13 protein-coding genes, 2 tRNA genes and 1 pseudogene are annotated in these 15,838 nt (G+C 50.1%); 10 read left to right on the top strand and 6 right to left on the bottom strand.

The annotated features are described in order from the left end of the window. A pseudogene (locus EVJ33_RS15630) lies at positions 1-130 on the top strand (transposase); the annotation flags it as partial. 153 nt (positions 131-283) lie between these two features. On the opposite strand, the gene EVJ33_RS09915 reads toward EVJ33_RS15630, so the two are convergent. The 3 genes from EVJ33_RS09915 to EVJ33_RS09905 all read right to left on the bottom strand — a co-directional run bounded on the left by EVJ33_RS09915 (position 284) and on the right by EVJ33_RS09905 (position 4,241). Then, entirely contained in the window at positions 284-454 is a 171-nt protein-coding gene (locus EVJ33_RS09915; protein WP_021065708.1) for a DUF1427 family protein, read from the bottom strand. Positions 455-546: 92 nt separating this feature from the next. Continuing rightward, on the bottom strand, positions 547-2,712 hold the full coding sequence (locus EVJ33_RS09910) for an RNA degradosome polyphosphate kinase (RefSeq protein WP_131436687.1): 2,166 nt from the start codon (positions 2,710-2,712) through the stop codon (positions 547-549). Then, complete coding sequence (locus EVJ33_RS09905) at positions 2,709-4,241, bottom strand: Ppx/GppA family phosphatase (protein WP_131436685.1); 1,533 nt, start codon at positions 4,239-4,241, stop codon at positions 2,709-2,711. Before EVJ33_RS09905 ends, EVJ33_RS09910 begins: the two co-directional genes overlap by 4 nt. Before the next feature lie 189 nt (positions 4,242-4,430). Here EVJ33_RS09905 and EVJ33_RS09900 point away from each other — a divergent pair, with 189 nt between their 5' ends. Genes EVJ33_RS09900 through EVJ33_RS09885 form a run of 4 tightly spaced genes read left to right on the top strand, consistent with a single transcriptional unit; the run spans position 4,431 to position 7,899 of the window. Beyond that, positions 4,431-5,189, top strand: a complete 759-nt coding sequence (locus EVJ33_RS09900; RefSeq protein WP_131436683.1) for a metal ABC transporter ATP-binding protein — start codon at positions 4,431-4,433, stop codon at positions 5,187-5,189. Then, on the top strand, positions 5,186-6,049 hold the full coding sequence (locus EVJ33_RS09895; protein ID WP_131436681.1) for a metal ABC transporter permease: 864 nt from the start codon (positions 5,186-5,188) through the stop codon (positions 6,047-6,049). The genes EVJ33_RS09900 and EVJ33_RS09895 overlap by 4 nt, the downstream gene beginning before the upstream one ends. Then, entirely contained in the window at positions 6,036-6,446 is a 411-nt protein-coding gene (locus EVJ33_RS09890) for a Fur family transcriptional regulator (RefSeq protein WP_131436679.1), read from the top strand. The genes EVJ33_RS09895 and EVJ33_RS09890 overlap by 14 nt, the downstream gene beginning before the upstream one ends. A gap of 55 nt (positions 6,447-6,501) precedes the next feature. Continuing rightward, positions 6,502-7,899 (top strand): NAD(P)H-hydrate dehydratase, encoded by a 1,398-nt coding sequence (locus EVJ33_RS09885; protein WP_131436677.1) that lies wholly within the window; start codon positions 6,502-6,504, stop codon positions 7,897-7,899. A 31-nt stretch (positions 7,900-7,930) separates the two neighbouring features. Here EVJ33_RS09885 and EVJ33_RS09880 read toward each other — a convergent pair whose 3' ends face one another. Together EVJ33_RS09880 and ispG are read right to left on the bottom strand one after the other, a co-directional pair. Next, complete coding sequence (locus EVJ33_RS09880; RefSeq protein WP_131436675.1) at positions 7,931-8,512, bottom strand: 5' nucleotidase, NT5C type; 582 nt, start codon at positions 8,510-8,512, stop codon at positions 7,931-7,933. A 71-nt stretch (positions 8,513-8,583) separates the two neighbouring features. Next, complete coding sequence (ispG, locus tag EVJ33_RS09875; RefSeq protein WP_021065716.1) at positions 8,584-9,705, bottom strand: flavodoxin-dependent (E)-4-hydroxy-3-methylbut-2-enyl-diphosphate synthase; 1,122 nt, start codon at positions 9,703-9,705, stop codon at positions 8,584-8,586. 271 nt (positions 9,706-9,976) lie between these two features. Here ispG and EVJ33_RS09870 point away from each other — a divergent pair, with 271 nt between their 5' ends. Next, positions 9,977-11,608, top strand: a complete 1,632-nt coding sequence (locus EVJ33_RS09870; protein ID WP_236634593.1) for a methyl-accepting chemotaxis protein — start codon at positions 9,977-9,979, stop codon at positions 11,606-11,608. 12 nt (positions 11,609-11,620) lie between these two features. Here EVJ33_RS09870 and EVJ33_RS09865 read toward each other — a convergent pair whose 3' ends face one another. After that, positions 11,621-12,097, bottom strand: coding sequence for a hypothetical protein (locus tag EVJ33_RS09865; RefSeq protein ID WP_236634592.1), 477 nt, complete (start codon positions 12,095-12,097; stop codon positions 11,621-11,623). Between the two features lie 182 nt (positions 12,098-12,279). Between EVJ33_RS09865 and EVJ33_RS09860 the strand changes: the two genes are divergently transcribed. The 4 genes from EVJ33_RS09860 to EVJ33_RS09845 all read left to right on the top strand — a co-directional run bounded on the left by EVJ33_RS09860 (position 12,280) and on the right by EVJ33_RS09845 (position 15,781). Beyond that, positions 12,280-13,923: a Na/Pi cotransporter family protein gene (locus EVJ33_RS09860; RefSeq protein WP_131436671.1), complete on the top strand. Its 1,644-nt coding sequence runs from the start codon at positions 12,280-12,282 to the stop codon at positions 13,921-13,923. A 108-nt stretch (positions 13,924-14,031) separates the two neighbouring features. Continuing rightward, a tRNA-Met gene (locus EVJ33_RS09855) sits at positions 14,032-14,108 on the top strand. Between the two features lie 4 nt (positions 14,109-14,112). Then, a tRNA-Ile gene (locus EVJ33_RS09850) sits at positions 14,113-14,186 on the top strand. Between the two features lie 125 nt (positions 14,187-14,311). Next, complete coding sequence (locus EVJ33_RS09845) at positions 14,312-15,781, top strand: alpha-amylase (RefSeq protein WP_131436669.1); 1,470 nt, start codon at positions 14,312-14,314, stop codon at positions 15,779-15,781. The last annotated feature ends 57 nt before the right edge of the window (positions 15,782-15,838 follow it).

Genomic DNA, 15,838 nt, shown 5'->3' with positions numbered 1-15,838 from the left:
GGAGCGCTCGTTCGCCGACGGGAAGGAGCTCCACGGTCTCCGCTTCACGTTCTACCGGGGGAAAGAGGCGGTGGACCGCGCCAACCTGGTGGCAGCGACCGCACAAAATATGAAGAAACTGGCCAACCTGTTGGCCGAAAACGACCGTCTACATAGCATTTATTCAATTTTATGTCGGGCAGAGCGCCTCGAGCTCGTTGAACACAAAAAAAGACGAACCCATTCGCCAAAAGCGAATGGGTTCGTCAACAGCCTGAGAAGCCCGAGGGCTTCTTTTTTTGAATTAAAATGGCCAGTTCGCAAGTGCGAATTGGTATACTTTCATTCCAAGAAACACGCCGAAGATGCCGATGACGCCCGGTAGAACCGGCGGGGCAGGGAGCGGCAACTTCAAGGCCGTGAAAATCATGCCACAAATGAGACCAGCGAGCAATGACAATAAGATTTCTTGCATGAATGATTCCTCCATAATCGAGATGAAAACGCTTTACTAACAGGTAACCGAACTCATTATACAATGTTCGTTCTCATTTGAGAAGTCTAACATCAGTCATCTGTCATTTTCTCGTTTTCAGCCCGTAAGCGAAGAACTTCTCGTTCGGCCCAGTTCGACGGTTCACGCTCAAACACGCTCGGGATATTGTTCCAACGGCCGCCCGTATATTGATGGATGATAATTTGTGATTGAATCCGTTCTTGTCCGGCCTCTTGTTTCAAATAGACGTAGCTGCCGTCGGCGCGCTGGATTCTAGCCTTCACGTTATCGACGAGTTGAAGCGCGAGCATGTCTTTGATATACGATTTATGTGCCGCGTCAAGGATCGGGAACAAAATTTCGATTCGTTTGCGCATGTTACGCGTCATCCAGTCAGCTGAAGAGCAATACAAGTCTTCTTTTCCGTTTTGATAAAAGTAGAAGATGCGCGAATGCTCCAAGTACCGGTCGATGATGGAGACGACACGGATGTTGTCTGAGATACCTTTAATGCCCGGACGCAGACAACAGATGCCACGGATGATCAAGTCGATTTTGACCCCGGCCTGCGAGGCGTCATACAGTTTCGTAATAATCGGTTTGTCGGTGAGCGAGTTCATCTTGGCGACAATCCGGCCATTCCCGTATTTCTCGTGCAATTTAATCTCTTCGTCAATCTTTTGAAGGAAGAAATCATGCATGTCGTCCGGTGACGTCTCGAACTTGTGCCACGATGGCCGTTCGCCGTAGCCCGAGAGCCAGTTAAAGAAATTGGTCGCGTCCTCGGCGAGCTCTTCATTTGTCGTCAACAAGCCGATATCCGTGTACAGTTTTGCGGTCGAGTCGTTATAGTTACCGGTACCGAGATGGAGAAACCGTTGCAACACTCCACCTTCTAAAATACGGACGACGAGCGTAATTTTCGAATGGGTCTTCAACTCTTTATAGCCATAAATGACGTGGGCGCCGGCCTTCTCGAGTTGTTTCGCCCATTGGATGTTCTTCTCCTCGTCGAACCGGGCCTTCAATTCGACGAGGACGGTCACTTGTTTCCCACTCTCGGCGGCATCGGTCAACGCCTTGATAATTGGAGAATCGCCTGAGACACGATAGAGCGTCTGCTTGATCGCGAGCACGTTCGGATCTTTGGCGGCTTGAGCGATAAAACGGACGACCGGATCGAACGAATGGAACGGGTGGTGGAGCAAGTAGTCTTGTTTGAGTAATGCTTGGAACAAGTCTTTCCCTGGCTCGAGTCCTTCCGGGACGAACGGGATGAGCGTCTCGTTGATCATGTCGTCATACTCGATGCCGATTTTATTGTAAACTCCGAATAAGAACGTCAAGTCGATCGGACCGTCGACGAGGAAGATGTCACGGTCGTGCAAATCAAGCACGTCCTGGAGCATGAACAATAGCTCCTTACTGAGCGACCGTTGCTGTACCTCAAGGCGAATCGCGACACCATAGCGCCGCTTCTTCAACTCTTTTTCAATTTGTTTAAGTACGTCACGGCTTCCTTCCTCGTGGAAGGGCATATCGGCGTTACGGGTGATTCGGAACGGCATCGTCGATTCGACTTCAAAACCTTTGAACAACGAGTCGATGAACTGGATGATGACGTCCTCGAGCAACATCAAATCCGTATGTTCCTCATCCTCGGTCGGAAGCTCGAGATAACGTGGCAATACGGCCGGTACTTGGACGAGGGCGAGTCGTTTCTTGCCTTCATCGGTCGAGGAGATCTCGACGGCGATATTGAGTGATTTAGACAACAGCATCGGGAATGGACGGTAGGCGTCGACGGCGATTGGTGTCAAAACCGGGAAGACGTGAGTCCGGAAATATAGCTTGACGAAGTCGAGTTGCTCTTTGTTCAAATGTTTTGGCCGTAAAAAGCGTACATTCTCCGAAGCGAGCTGTTTGATGATTTTTTTATACGTCGCGTATTGAACTTCGACGAGTTCTTGCGCTTTAATCGAAATCGCTTTAATCTGCTGTTTTGGTGTCAAACCGGCTTTGTCTTCCGGGCGATTGAACCCGGCGAGTACCTCGTCTTTCAATCCGCCAAAACGGACCATATAAAACTCATCAAGGTTCGAACTAAAGATTCCAAGGAACTTTAACCGTTCCATGAGCGGGTTGCGTTCGTCCATCGCTTCTTGTAGGACACGTTCGTTGAAGCTCAGCCAGCTGAGTTCACGGTTATTGAAGTGTTCGGGTAAATAGACGGTCATAAATCTCTCTCCTCTACACGTAACTCGATGGATTGGTCGATGGCACGTTCAAGATGTTTTTTATGGCGAATGCCACGCTGCAGTTCAAATCGTGGCGACGTGTTCGTATGAAGCGTGAAGACGAGCCCGTCGTCTGTCGCGTCGACGTCGATGTTTTCGACGACTTGTCGTTCGGTCAAGTCGAATGCGTCGACGAGCTTGACGATCGAGCCGAGCAACTCTAAGCTCTTCAGCATCTTTGAATCGAACCATTCGGGGAAGCCCTCAATATGTTGTTCGAGCAGGCGCCGCGATTTATATGATGTCACTAAGGCGAGTGCGAGTCGGTCCTCGTTGTTCATCCCTTTGAAGTCATTCGTCGTGATCAAGTGGAACGTATGGTCACTTTTATTGTTGTGGTCGATATATTCCCCGACATAGGCGAGGCGACAGGCCCCTTCTAACAGGCCGGGTTCGAACGGTTTCGGTTTGATCGTTTTCGTCTCGATTAGACCTGTATAGATTTGGCGGGCCAAATGAATTAAATGTTTGTGCCGGATCGGATCGACGTCATACTGTTTCTCGAAGTGACGGAAACTTTCTTCTTTGACGTCGCCGAAGCGGACACGATTGTTTTCTTTTAAGTAATATTCGTAGAATAAGCCCTCACGCAACCCGTTGTTGCTCATCATGAACTCAGGTACTTTCAAATACTTCGCCAGTTCATCGATGGCGGTCACGGCCGGGGCGATGATATCGATGCGGTCTTTCGACAACCCGTCGAGTCGACCGAGTTGTTTACTCGACATTTGAATGAGTTCATCGACGACATCATGTAGGCGGTCGGCTCCGATCGTATATTGATGGATGCCTTCAAGCGGGAACAAGGACAGCGACTGTTCAACCCGGACGAGGTTTCGAGCGGTTCCACCAACTCCGACAAGTGGGATGCCGTGTGGTACGAGCCAGTCCACATCTTTGAACGATTTCTTTAAAAATGAGATGAGGTGCTTTCGTTCGTCTTTCGTGAGTGCGTCGCCTTCCATAAAATCCTCGGTCAATGTGACCGCTCCGAATGGAAAGCTGTGATAGAAGACGAGTTCACGGTCTTTGAAGTATGTCACTTCCATCGAACCACCACCGATGTCGACCGAATATCCATCTTCGATATACGTCGAATTGATGATAGCCGAATAGCCATAAAACGCTTCTTCATAGTCACTCAACAGGCGAATCTCCATGCCCGTCGCGCGTCGTACTTCTTCTAAAATGGCGTCGGAATTGTTGGCATTACGAATAGCGGCCGTCGCGACGGGCAGCACTTCTTTCACTTCATGATGTTCGTTCAAACGGTTGAAATGATCGAGCGTCTCGATGAGCGCCTCGATGCCGACATCGGACAGTTCGTTGTCTTCGGTAATGTGGCTCGATAACCGTGCCACTTCTTTTACGTTCAGCCGCTCGAAATACTGGCCGTATCCGTTTACTTCAAAGATGACGTTACGAATCGAGTTCGATCCGATATCGATGACTGCTAGCTTTTTCTCCACGGAAAAACCCCCTCTGCGTTATCTCTAGTGTACAACGAAGATCTTAAAAAGACATATTGATTTCATAAAGATGCCCCTTCGGCTTCCTCCCATCGCCACATACTTGAAGCGTCGACTAATATTCTGTATAATACAGACGCCAAGCAAGTAGAAATGATTACGATTTATCATATGAGAGAAGGGTAGCTTATGACGACATCTGTCGTAAAACTAGATCATGTTTCCTATCATTACGATGGGACCGCCGCGCTACAGGACGTGTCCATCGACATACACCAAGGCGACTTCGTTGCCGTCGTCGGGGAGAACGGTTCCGGTAAATCAACATTGATCCGGACCATCCTCGGCCTTTTAGCGCCACAAACCGGTTCGGTCGAACTGTTCGGCCGCCCTCAAGGCCAGTTTAAAGACAAGTCCCGTATCAGTTACGTTTCCCAAAAAGCCGCGTCGTTTAACTCGGGGTTTCCAGTGACAGTCGAGGAAGTCGTAGCCATGGGGCGCTATGGACGGCTTGGTTTGTTCAAACGGTTGAACGTCGAAGACAAAGCCGCCATTCAGAACGCACTTGAGACGGTCAATATGTGGCAGTTTCGGCATCGGAAGATCGGCAGTCTGTCAGGTGGGCAACAACAGCGCGTCTTTATCGCCCGGGCCATGGTCAATCAGCCAGATTTGCTCATTTTGGATGAACCGACGGTCGGAGTCGACCAAAAACATTTGCGCGACTTCTACGAAGTGCTCCATTTGTTGCGTGAACATACGACGTGCACATTCATTCTCGTGACGCACGACTTGAACGTCGTCACGGACCTCGTCACAAAAGTCGTCCATCTCGACCGTGGGCGGATGGCATGCAATTGCGGGTTGAAAGAGTATAGTGAGCTCGGGGAGTGGACCGCGATTAAGCCATATCCGGTCAAAGTGCTCGTCCACGAAGGTACGTCATGATCACCGATCTCTTCACGTACAGCTTTTTACGTTATGCGTTCATCGCAGCCGTCGTCATCGGATTCACCGCACCGCTCATCGGCTCGTTCGTCGTCGTCAGACGAATGAGTTTGATTGCCGACGCGCTCTCACACATGACGCTTGCCGGAATATCGTTCAGTCTGTTTCTCGGACAATACATCTTATTGTTCAGCGACTTGAACCCGCTTTATCTCGGAACACTCGTATCCGTGCTCGCCGCGCTCGGCCTCAATTGGCTCCGCGGAAAGTATGTGCACTTCCAAGAACTATCGATTCCGATCATGATGTCTGCTGGAATGGGATTCAGTGCCATCTTTATCTCGCTGTCGCGCGGGTTTTCCATCGATTTGTCGACATTGTTGTTCGGTTCCATCTCGGCTGTCAGTCTATCGGATATTTGGTTGATTTTATCGGTGGCCGGGATTACGTTACTCGTCATCATCGTGTTTTATAAACAGCTCTTATTTTTATCGTTCGACGAAGAGCAGGCGAAAGTGTCAGGCCTGCCTAGTACGATGCTCCATGTGTTGTTTATGTTCGTCGTCGCACTCGTCATCGCTGTCAGTATGCGCATCGTCGGTACGCTTCTCGTCTCGAGTCTAATCACGCTACCGGTCGCGGCCGCACTCCGGTTCACGAACAGCTTTAAACAGACGATTGTTTGGTCGATTGTGTTCGGTGAGGTCGCGACGATTGGTGGGCTCGTGCTCGCCTACGAGCTCGATGTTGCCCCGGGTGGTGTCATCGTTTTGCTCGCCGTCATGATTTTAGCGATTGTCATGTTGGCCGAACGGATTGGACTCGCTCGAAAAAAGGAGGTTCGTTATGAAGGAAACTGAACAGTTGACCCGTCTGCAATCGTCGTCGCTTAAAGTGACACCGAAACGAATCGAGATGTTTGCCTTTCTCGCGGCGGAAGAGCGTTACGTCAGTGCCAAGGATGTCCTCGACTATATGCGCTCGAAACATCCGACGATGAGTTTTGACACGGTGTACCGCAACTTGAAGTCGTTCGCTGAAGAAGGTTTGCTTGAAGCGACCGAGTTGAACGGAGAGAAGGCGTTCCGCGTCACGTGCGGTGCTAATCATCACCATCACCATCTCATTTGTCGCGGTTGCGGCAAAACGAAGTTACTCGAGCTCTGTCCGATGCGCTACGTCGAGACGCTCGATCCTGATTTTGAAGTCGTCGATCATAAATTTGAGATTTATGGGTATTGTAAACAATGTAAGTGACAAAGGGATTGTGTCGACAATCCCTTTTTTGTCGAATCAGGAGAGGGGAGTCGAGATGATTTACACAGCAACCGAGATTAAGCAGGCCGATGAGGCGGCGCTCCGGAAAGGGATGCCGGCGGATGTCTTGATGGAACGGGCAGCGTCAGCTGTAGCGGCGCGTCTGATCTTCCCGCCACAATCGTCCGTCCTCGTCGTCTGTGGTGCTGGTAATAACGGAGGAGACGGTTGGGTCATAGCACGGGAATTGGCGCAGAGAGGTTATACGGTCTCCGTTTATGCCCCGTTCGGCAATCCAAAGTCGGACGAGGCGAAACAGCACGCGACGTACGCGCGAGGGTTCGTTACGGTCACTCATGAGCCATATGATGCCGATCACGTCATCGATGCCTTATTCGGGGTAGGCTTTCATGGGCCAGTCACTGGAACGGCAAGAGAGGTCATCTCATGGATGCGTGAGCAACAAGCGCCTATCGTGGCCGTTGATGTCCCGTCCGGTGTTCCGAGTGACGACGCAATCAACTTTGACGGACACGCGGTTGAGGCGAACATGACGTTTTCGCTCCACGGCCATAAACGGAGCGCTTTTTTAAAACGGACCGCTTCCTATTACGGTACGGTCGAGGTCATCGATATCGGGCTACCACACACGTCAACATGGCGCGTGTTGACGGCTTCAGATTTTGATCGCGCCCTGCTCGAGCGGGATTTGTACAGTCATAAAAATACGTATGGACACGGTCGTTTAATTGGTGGGAGTCGCCATTTGATCGGTGCCCCGTTCTTGGCGGCTCGATCGGCGCTTCGGACCGGGCTAGGTTTACTTGATTTGGCCATCCCGCAGGAAGCGAATATCATGGCCTCGAGCTTACCGGAGGCGATGTATTATGGCATGGATGAAGTACCAGACAAGGAATATTCGGCCACAGCGATTGGGCCAGGCCTCGTCGATGATGAACGATTGGACCGACTATGGCAAACCGTCCACCGTCAATCAAAGCCGCTCATCGTCGATGCAGGCGCCTTGACGACGAGCCACCTCGAGGCAAGTGGACCGCTCACGTTGACGCCGCATCCGGGGGAGTTCGCTCGTTTGACGGGGCGATCTGTCGCCGAGATTGAAGCAGATCGGTTCCGTATCGCGTCAGACTTCGCACGCCAACACGGGATTCATCTTATCCTGAAAGGGACGCATACGCTTATTGTGAAACCAGACGGGACGGGAGCGGTCAATACGGTCGAGGCCGCGGCACTCTCAAAAGGTGGGAGCGGCGATGTGCTGACTGGGATGTTGCTCGCACTTTGGGCAAGGACAGACCGAATCAAAACCGAAACCTGCCCGAACGAACAAGCGGTGCTTTGGCATGCGCTCGCGGCACGTGAGGCGAGCCAACAGATGCATCCCGCGAGCGTGCTTGCGACTGATGTCATCGAAGCAATCGGACGCATTTAAAAAAGAGGAATCCACTCGGGATTCCTCTTTTTTAAATGGTGATTGAATTCGTCGTCGCCAAGTGGCGCACCATATGCTGGGCCTCGTTCCAAGACGAGATTCGCTTGACACCGGTCGGTAGCGGTTTCCGATTATACGGGGCATCGAACAACAGCACCGGGATCGACGTCTGCTCGTGGATGGAAATCGCATTCTCGTAGCGGTCTTCCATGAACAGATCGAGATCGAGTTGTTTGACGACACCGACCTTGTCATGGCTCCCTGTCATGATGAGGGAGTCGAGTGGGAGCTCATGCTGTCGAATCCACTCCTCGGTAACGGCGCGTACGGCCTCGCTCCGGGCCGTGACGTAATGAATGCGATGGTCCTGACGCATGCTCCATAAGACGGCGTTCACTTCAGAATGCGGAAGTGAGCGACGATAAATCGCTTCCTCGTGCCCTTGTTCGATCATGAAACGCCAAAACGCTTCTTGTGTCATATCTGTATACGTATGCAACTCGTATTCGGTCGCCTGGTGAAAGTCGATCGCGTATCCGAGTGCCTCATTCATATAATGAAAACAACTTTGCGGATCCGTGACGGTTCCGTCGAGGTCAATTCCAATGTGCATCTTCGTCCCTCCTTGCTCATAACCCCTATTGTACCAAAAGCCCGCTCGGTTGCAACCGAGCGGGCGAAGGATTAGTTGGATTGGTTGGCGAGCTCTTGCTCTTCAAGTTCACGAGCCGCCAATTTTTCGGCGACGATAGCGTCGATTTCTTTTTTCAACTCTTCGACCATCGTAGCTTCCGGCACTTTACGGATGATTTTCCCGTGACGGAAGAGTAAGCCTTCGTTACGGGCACCGGCGATGCCGATATCGGCTTCGCGTGCTTCACCCGGTCCGTTGACCGCACAGCCAAGGACAGCGACTTTGATGTTGACGTTAATGTTTTGGATATACTCTTCGACTTCTTTCGCGATCGAAATCAAATCGATTTCGATGCGGCCGCATGTCGGGCACGAGATGAGCGTCGCCGCGTTGGCCGCGAGACCGAACGATTTGAGCACTTCTTTGGCGACTTTGATTTCCTCGACCGGGTCGTCAGATAGCGAGACGCGAACGGTCGAACCGATTCCGAGCGAAAGGATTGCCCCGAGACCGGCCGCTGACTTGAGTGACCCCGAGAAGAGCGGGCCTGATTCAGTGATCCCGACGTGGAGCGGGTAGTCGAACGTCTTGGCCGCGAGCGTGTATGCTTCGAGGGCTAAGTTTACGTCAGACGCCTTGAGCGAGATAATCGTATTATAGAAGCCGAGGTCTTCTAAGATTTTAACGTGATGCATGGCACTCTCGACCATTCCTTGGGCTGTCGGATAACCATACTTCTCAAGGAATTGCTTTTCGAGTGAGCCGGCGTTGACACCGATGCGGATCGGGATGCCTTTCGCCTTAGCGGCGTTGACGACCGCTTCGACTTTCTCACGACGACCGATGTTACCCGGGTTGATGCGAATCTTATCGACACCGCTCTCGATGGCTTTAAGCGCTAGTTTATAGTCGAAGTGAATATCGACGACGAGCGGGATGTTGATGCGGCTCTTAATCTCAGCGAGGGCGTCAGCCGCGCGCTCATCCGGACAAGCGACGCGGACGACTTGGCAGCCCGCTTCTTCAAGGCGCAAAATCTCAGCGACAGTCGCTTCAACGTCATGGGTTTTCGTTGTCGTCATCGACTGGATGACGACTTCGTTGGATCCACCGATGATGAGGTTGCCGACACGGATCGGACGGGTTAATGAACGATGCAAAATTTCTGACATATACGTAATCTCCTTCTTTTGGAAAGGTTCCAATCGATTTAAGATGAGTGGTTTCCTTATTATCATAACGAAATGTTTGTAAAAAAGCACCCGGCAAGCGCTTGATCGGTGTGCTCTTACAAAACGCTAACGTTATCTTAACAGATGCTTTATAATTTTCCACCGTCTGAAGACCGATATATTCAGAGAAATGACGTCTGAAAAGGTGGAATGTATAATGTTTGAACGATTGAAACGAATATGGAGTAGGAATCAACAGAAGGAGAGGACGATGAGCCGTCGCTTGCTGTGGACGTTGATGCCGGTCATGCTCGCCCTTTTTTTAACTGTGTTCGGATGGTTCGCTTTGAAAGCGGAGCAGTTGTTGACGAGCGAAGTTGAGAAACGGCTACATCGTGAAGCAACCGTCGTCCGAGAGACGGTCAAGACGACATATGGAGCGTACGTCGCGAATGAAAAAGTGTTGAACCGGGCGTTGAAGTCGATGTATATGCAACAGGCTTCTATTTTATCAGGGGATGGTCTAGAAGCCAGTCAATATTTATTGCGCGACACAGAAATCGAGCAATTGAGCGGTCGACAAGTCGAGGATCGGTTCATGAATCGTATCGACGACATCATATCGAACGATGTGAGTGTGAGCGAACAAAAAGACGTGTTTATCGTCACGGCACCGATTCCCGAGTTGAAAGCCCATTATGCGATTGTCGTCACCAAACAATCGGTGCTCGGCACGATGTGGAATTTGAGAGAACTCGTCCTCGTCGCCATCTCCATCATGCTCGTCATGATGATCGGTTTATTCTCGTTCATGATCCGACGAGAGCTCAAACCGTTGACGGCATTTGTAGTACGGCTTCGCGAGTCAGTCGCCACGCGTTCGTTCTCAGAGGTCGAACTTCACGCAAAATCATTTGAGATGAGAAGTTTGGAACGAGAATACAATACGTTTATCGGGCTATGGAAACGTTCGTTGATGACAATGCTCGAGACGTCGACCGCTTTTGAATCGAGCCTTCCTGTATTTATGCGACAACTGGAAGCAAATCAACAGCAAGTGACTGGATTCAAACAAGTTGCCGCAACGGTCGCGTCGACGAGTCAGTCATATCAGTCATTCACGAACGAATCGACGCATCGCTTTACAGATTTGGCAGAACACGTCCGTTCGCTCGAACAAGAGATTAGTTCGGTTGATCAGCGGGCCGAGGCGTTGAAACAGACGATCAGGACAGAGATTGAATCATTCTCGACCGTCAAAGGTGCAAGCGAGCGATTCGCAAGAAAAGCGAGTGCGGTTCAAAACCGGTTATTAGAAAGTGAAGCAACGTCTGAACAGGCGGATGACGCACTTCAGAAGATTTTGTCCGTTGCGGCGGCGACGAAGATGTTGGCACTCAATGCCTCGATTGAAGCGGCGCGAGCTGGGGAACATGGGAAAGGATTTGCCGTCGTCGCCCATGAGGTCGGACAGTTGGCGAAAATCACGAATGAGTCGACACTATCAGCCGTAGCTGCGATTGAAGCCATTCGCTTGGAGCGTGCCGAGATATTTAATGAGATGAAGCACTTCGAAGAGGATATCGTTTATTTGGGTGAGACGTTGCACCGTGTTGAAGGCGGGATTGAAACAATCGATTATGAAGTGAGAAGGCAAATGACGCAGTTCCAATCCATCACCGAGCAAACGACCGCCACGGGACATCAATTACTACATATGGCGGAAGCAAATGAGCAATTAAAAGAAGTCGGTGTGGCACTCGAACGTAAATTAGACGAATTATATGAGGGCGTCGAGGGTTGGTCGGACGTGCAACAGACGTTACAAGGCGCAGGGGTCGACTTGGGCAACCAAAGTCAACGGCTTCAAACCGTATTATCTGATTTGGCCCCGACCCTATAAGAAAAAGCCGGTTCAACGCATGCGCGCGTGATCCGGCTTTTTTGATGACTTCAATTTGATGGGGATGTGACGCAACGGAACAATCAAGTAAACGAATGACAAGAGAACACCGAGCCAAGTCAATGGAGGAGCAGCATGGTACAAGATGACGAGGAAGAGGACTGGGATCATCGTCATCGCGACCGCATACGGCCAAGCCTGTCGATACGGCCATTTGTTCTTCGTGCGCCATTTTGTGAAGAGTTGGACGAGAAGGGCACTGAGCGCGACGAACACCATATAGAAGAAGAAGATGGCGAAGCCATGTAAAAACATCCACATCGGCCAAAAGAAATCGGGCTGTAATACGATGTAATCGAGCAACGTGACCACAACCGTCAAGACGAGACTTGCCAACATATAGGCGTGGAGCGGGGCAAGGCGAAGGCGTAACGCTTGCTTGGTCGGGTACAGGGTGTGGCGTAGAAACTGTGACGTCGTTTGGAACATAAAATCAAACCCCTATCTGTTATAGTACAAAAATCGAAAAACACACATAATTCATACAGTGGTTTAATAAAACCTTAACATTAAACCTGTTTACATCGAATGGGGGATGCGGGCATAATGAGTAGGGCAATAAAAAACCAAGCAAACACAACTAATTCATAATCAAAAGGAGTACAAAAATCGTGGAATACAATTTGCAAGAAATGTTATTCATGTTTTTTGGAGGATTAGGGATCTTCCTCTTCGGTATCAAGTCGATGGGAGACGGCCTTCAAAAGTCAGCAGGTAACCGCCTGCGCGACATCCTTGATAAGTATACATCGAATCCGTTCCTCGGAGTACTAGCCGGGATCATTGTAACGGTCTTGATTCAATCATCGTCAGGTACAACGGTCATCACGGTCGGTCTCGTCAGCGCCGGCTTCATGACGCTCCGTCAAGCAATCGGGGTCATCATGGGGGCGAACATCGGGACGACAGTAACCGCGTTTATCATTGGTTTCGATGTCGGCGCTTACGCGTTGCCGATTATCGCTATCGGTGCGGTTCTCCTTTTCTTCTTCAAAAAAGAGAAGTTGCAACATTTAGGTCAAATCTTCTTCGGTTTCGGGATGCTGTTCTACGGTCTTGAACTCATGGGAAGTGGTATGAAGCCGCTTCGCTCGAGCGAATACTTCATCGATTTGACGCAATCGATGAGTGACAACCCGTTCCTCGGCGTCGTCGTCGGTACGGTCTTCACGGTCATCGTTCAATCGTCATCAGCAACGATCGGGATTTTGCAAGAGTTGTATGCCGGTGGCTCGATTCAACTCGACGCCGCACTCCCGGTCTTATTCGGGGATAACATCGGGACGACGATCACGGCGATTCTTGCTTCGATTGGTGCTTCGGTCGCGGCCCGTCGTGCAGCCGCTGCCCACGTTATCTTTAACTTGATCGGAACAACGATCTTCATGATCTTGTTGATTCCGTTCACGCAATATATTTACTGGATCACAGATCTCTTAGCAATCGAAGACAAGATGCAGATCGCTTTCGCTCACGGGACGTTCAACGTCGTCAACACGTTCATCCAGTTCTGGTTCATCGGAACGATCGCATGGATCGTGACGAAGTTCGTACCAGGTGAAGATTCAATTGTCGATACAAAAGCACAACATTTGGATCCAATCTTCATCCAACAGTCACCGTCAATCGCTGTCGAACAAGCTAAATATGAAGTCATCCGCATGGGCGACTTTGCGAAACTTGGCCTTGACGAGGCTCGTAACTATTTGACAACTGGCGATAAGAAACATGCTGAGAAGTCGGCGCACATTGAAGACGCGCTCAACTCATTGAATGCTAAAATTACAGACTATCTCGTGAAACTTGCCGCTGTCGATTTGACAGAACAAGAATCACAAGAACACAAGACACTCATGCATGCCATCAACGACATCGAACGAATCGGTGATCACGTTGAGAATATCATCGAGTTGATTGACTATAAGACGGCAACGCGCATCACACTCTCGGCCGGAGCGCAAAAAGAGTTGACAGAGATGTACGATTTGACACGTGCCACGCTCGAGAAATCGCTTCAGACGCTTGCGAGCGGAGATATGGTCGAAGCACGTCAAGTCATCGAGATGGAAGCGAAACTCGATATGCTTGAACGTCAATTCCGTAAAAACCACGTCGTCCGCTTGAATACAGGCGAGTGTGACGGTCAAGCGGGGATGTTCTTCGTCGATATGCTTTCAAACTTGGAGCGGATCGGTGACCACGCCATGAACATCACAGAAATAACGCTTGAAGATGCAAACGAAGGAATCGTGTAATCGAACGGTCCCTCTGGCTCAAATGAGCCAGAGGGACTTTTTGGTTAGATGTGACTTTTGATTGACAGTGACGCCTACATTCAGTATATTATTACTGTATAACAACGTGGCGGTGTAGCTCAGCTGGCTAGAGCGTACGGTTCATACCCGTGAGGTCGTGGGTTCGACTCCCTCCGCCGCTACCAATTAGGACCCTTAGCTCAGCTGGTTAGAGCAGACGGCTCATAACCGTCCGGTCGTAGGTTCAAGTCCTACAGGGTCCATTTGTGAACAGCTTTCAGATGAAAGCTGTTTTTTTGTTTTCATTTTTAGTTTTCAAATCCGAAGTCATGGGTAAATATCCGTTAGCATTTTGTTTTTTGAAAAATATGAAATGAGGCGAAGCGAGATGGAACGAAATCATACGATGATGCAATTTTTTGAATGGCATGTCCCGGCTGACCAAAAGCATTGGAAGCGATTGAAAGAACGTGCTTCTGAATTGAAAGAAGCAGGAATCACCGCACTTTGGTTGCCACCGGTCACAAAAGGTCAAAGTGATGAGGATACGGGATATGGTGTCTATGATTTGTATGATTTAGGCGAGTTTGACCAAAAAGGAACGGTCGCCACCAAATATGGAACGAAGCAAGAATTGCTCGAAGCGACGAAACACGCCCAAGAGCTTGGGATGCAAGTCTATATGGATGTCGTTTTAAACCATAAAGCAGGCGCCGATGCGACCGAGAAGTTTGACGTGTTAGAAGTCGACCCGGAAGACCGGACGAACGTATTGTCGGAAGAGCCGTTCGAGATTGAAGGATGGACGAAGTTTGATTATAAAGAACGAAATGATAAATATTCATCGTTTAAATGGAACTTCCATCATTTCAACGGGACGGATTATGACGCTGCGAACGACAAGAGCGGCATCTTCTTCATCTTAGGTGAGAATAAAAAGTGGAACGATAACGTCGACGATGAGTTTGGCGTCTATGATTATTTAATGTTCGCCAATATCGACTATCATCACCCGGAAGTGCGAGAAGAAGTGCTCAGCTGGGGCAAGTGGTTCATCGAGGAGACGAAGTGTGACGGTTTCCGTCTCGATGCGATCAAACACATCAACTATGATTTCGTCAAAGAATTCAGTCAGACGATGAAAGCCGAAAAAGGCGAGAATTTCTACTTGGTCGGTGAGTTTTGGAAGTCTGAACTCGAATCATGTCGTGAGTTTTTAGACAACATTGACTACCACGTCGATCTGTTCGACGTACCGCTCCACTACAACTTGCAACGGGCTTCGATTGAAGGGGCGTCGTTCGATTTGCGGACAATTTTCGATGATACACTCGTCCAGTCCCACCCGCTTCACTCGGTGACGTTCGTTGATAACCATGATTCACAACCTGCCGAGGCGCTTGAGTCATGGGTCGAAGATTGGTTCAAGCAGAGTGCTTACGGTCTGATTTTGCTCCGCCAAGACGGTTATCCATGTGTCTTTTACGGCGATTACTACGGCATCAACGGCCCGCATCCAGCCGAAGGTAAAAAATCGGCCATCGACCCGCTTCTTTACGCCCGACGCGAAAAAGCCTATGGCCAACAAGACGACTACTTCGATAACGAGCACGTCATCGGCTGGGTCCGACACGGTAGCGAGGAGATCGAGCGTTCAGGTTGTGCCGTCATTATCTCGAATAACGACGAAGCGGAGAAACAGATGTTCGTCGGTGAACATCGAGCCGGTGAGAAATGGGTCGATTTGACCCAGACCGTCGATGAGGTCGTCGAGATTGATGAAGACGGAAAAGGGGTATTTAAAGTGGCGGCAGGGTCGATTTCGGTATGGGCGTTGCCAGAACAAGACGTCGAGTGAAGCATTACAATTGAGTCAGCCGTCACAAATCTGTTACATTTAGAACGAACGTTGTTC

The organism is Exiguobacterium sp. SL-10 (genome assembly GCF_004337025.1).
In the GTDB taxonomy this organism is placed as follows: Bacteria; Bacillota; Bacilli; order Exiguobacteriales; family Exiguobacteriaceae; genus Exiguobacterium.
This window is presented reverse-complemented; position numbering and strand designations above follow the sequence as displayed.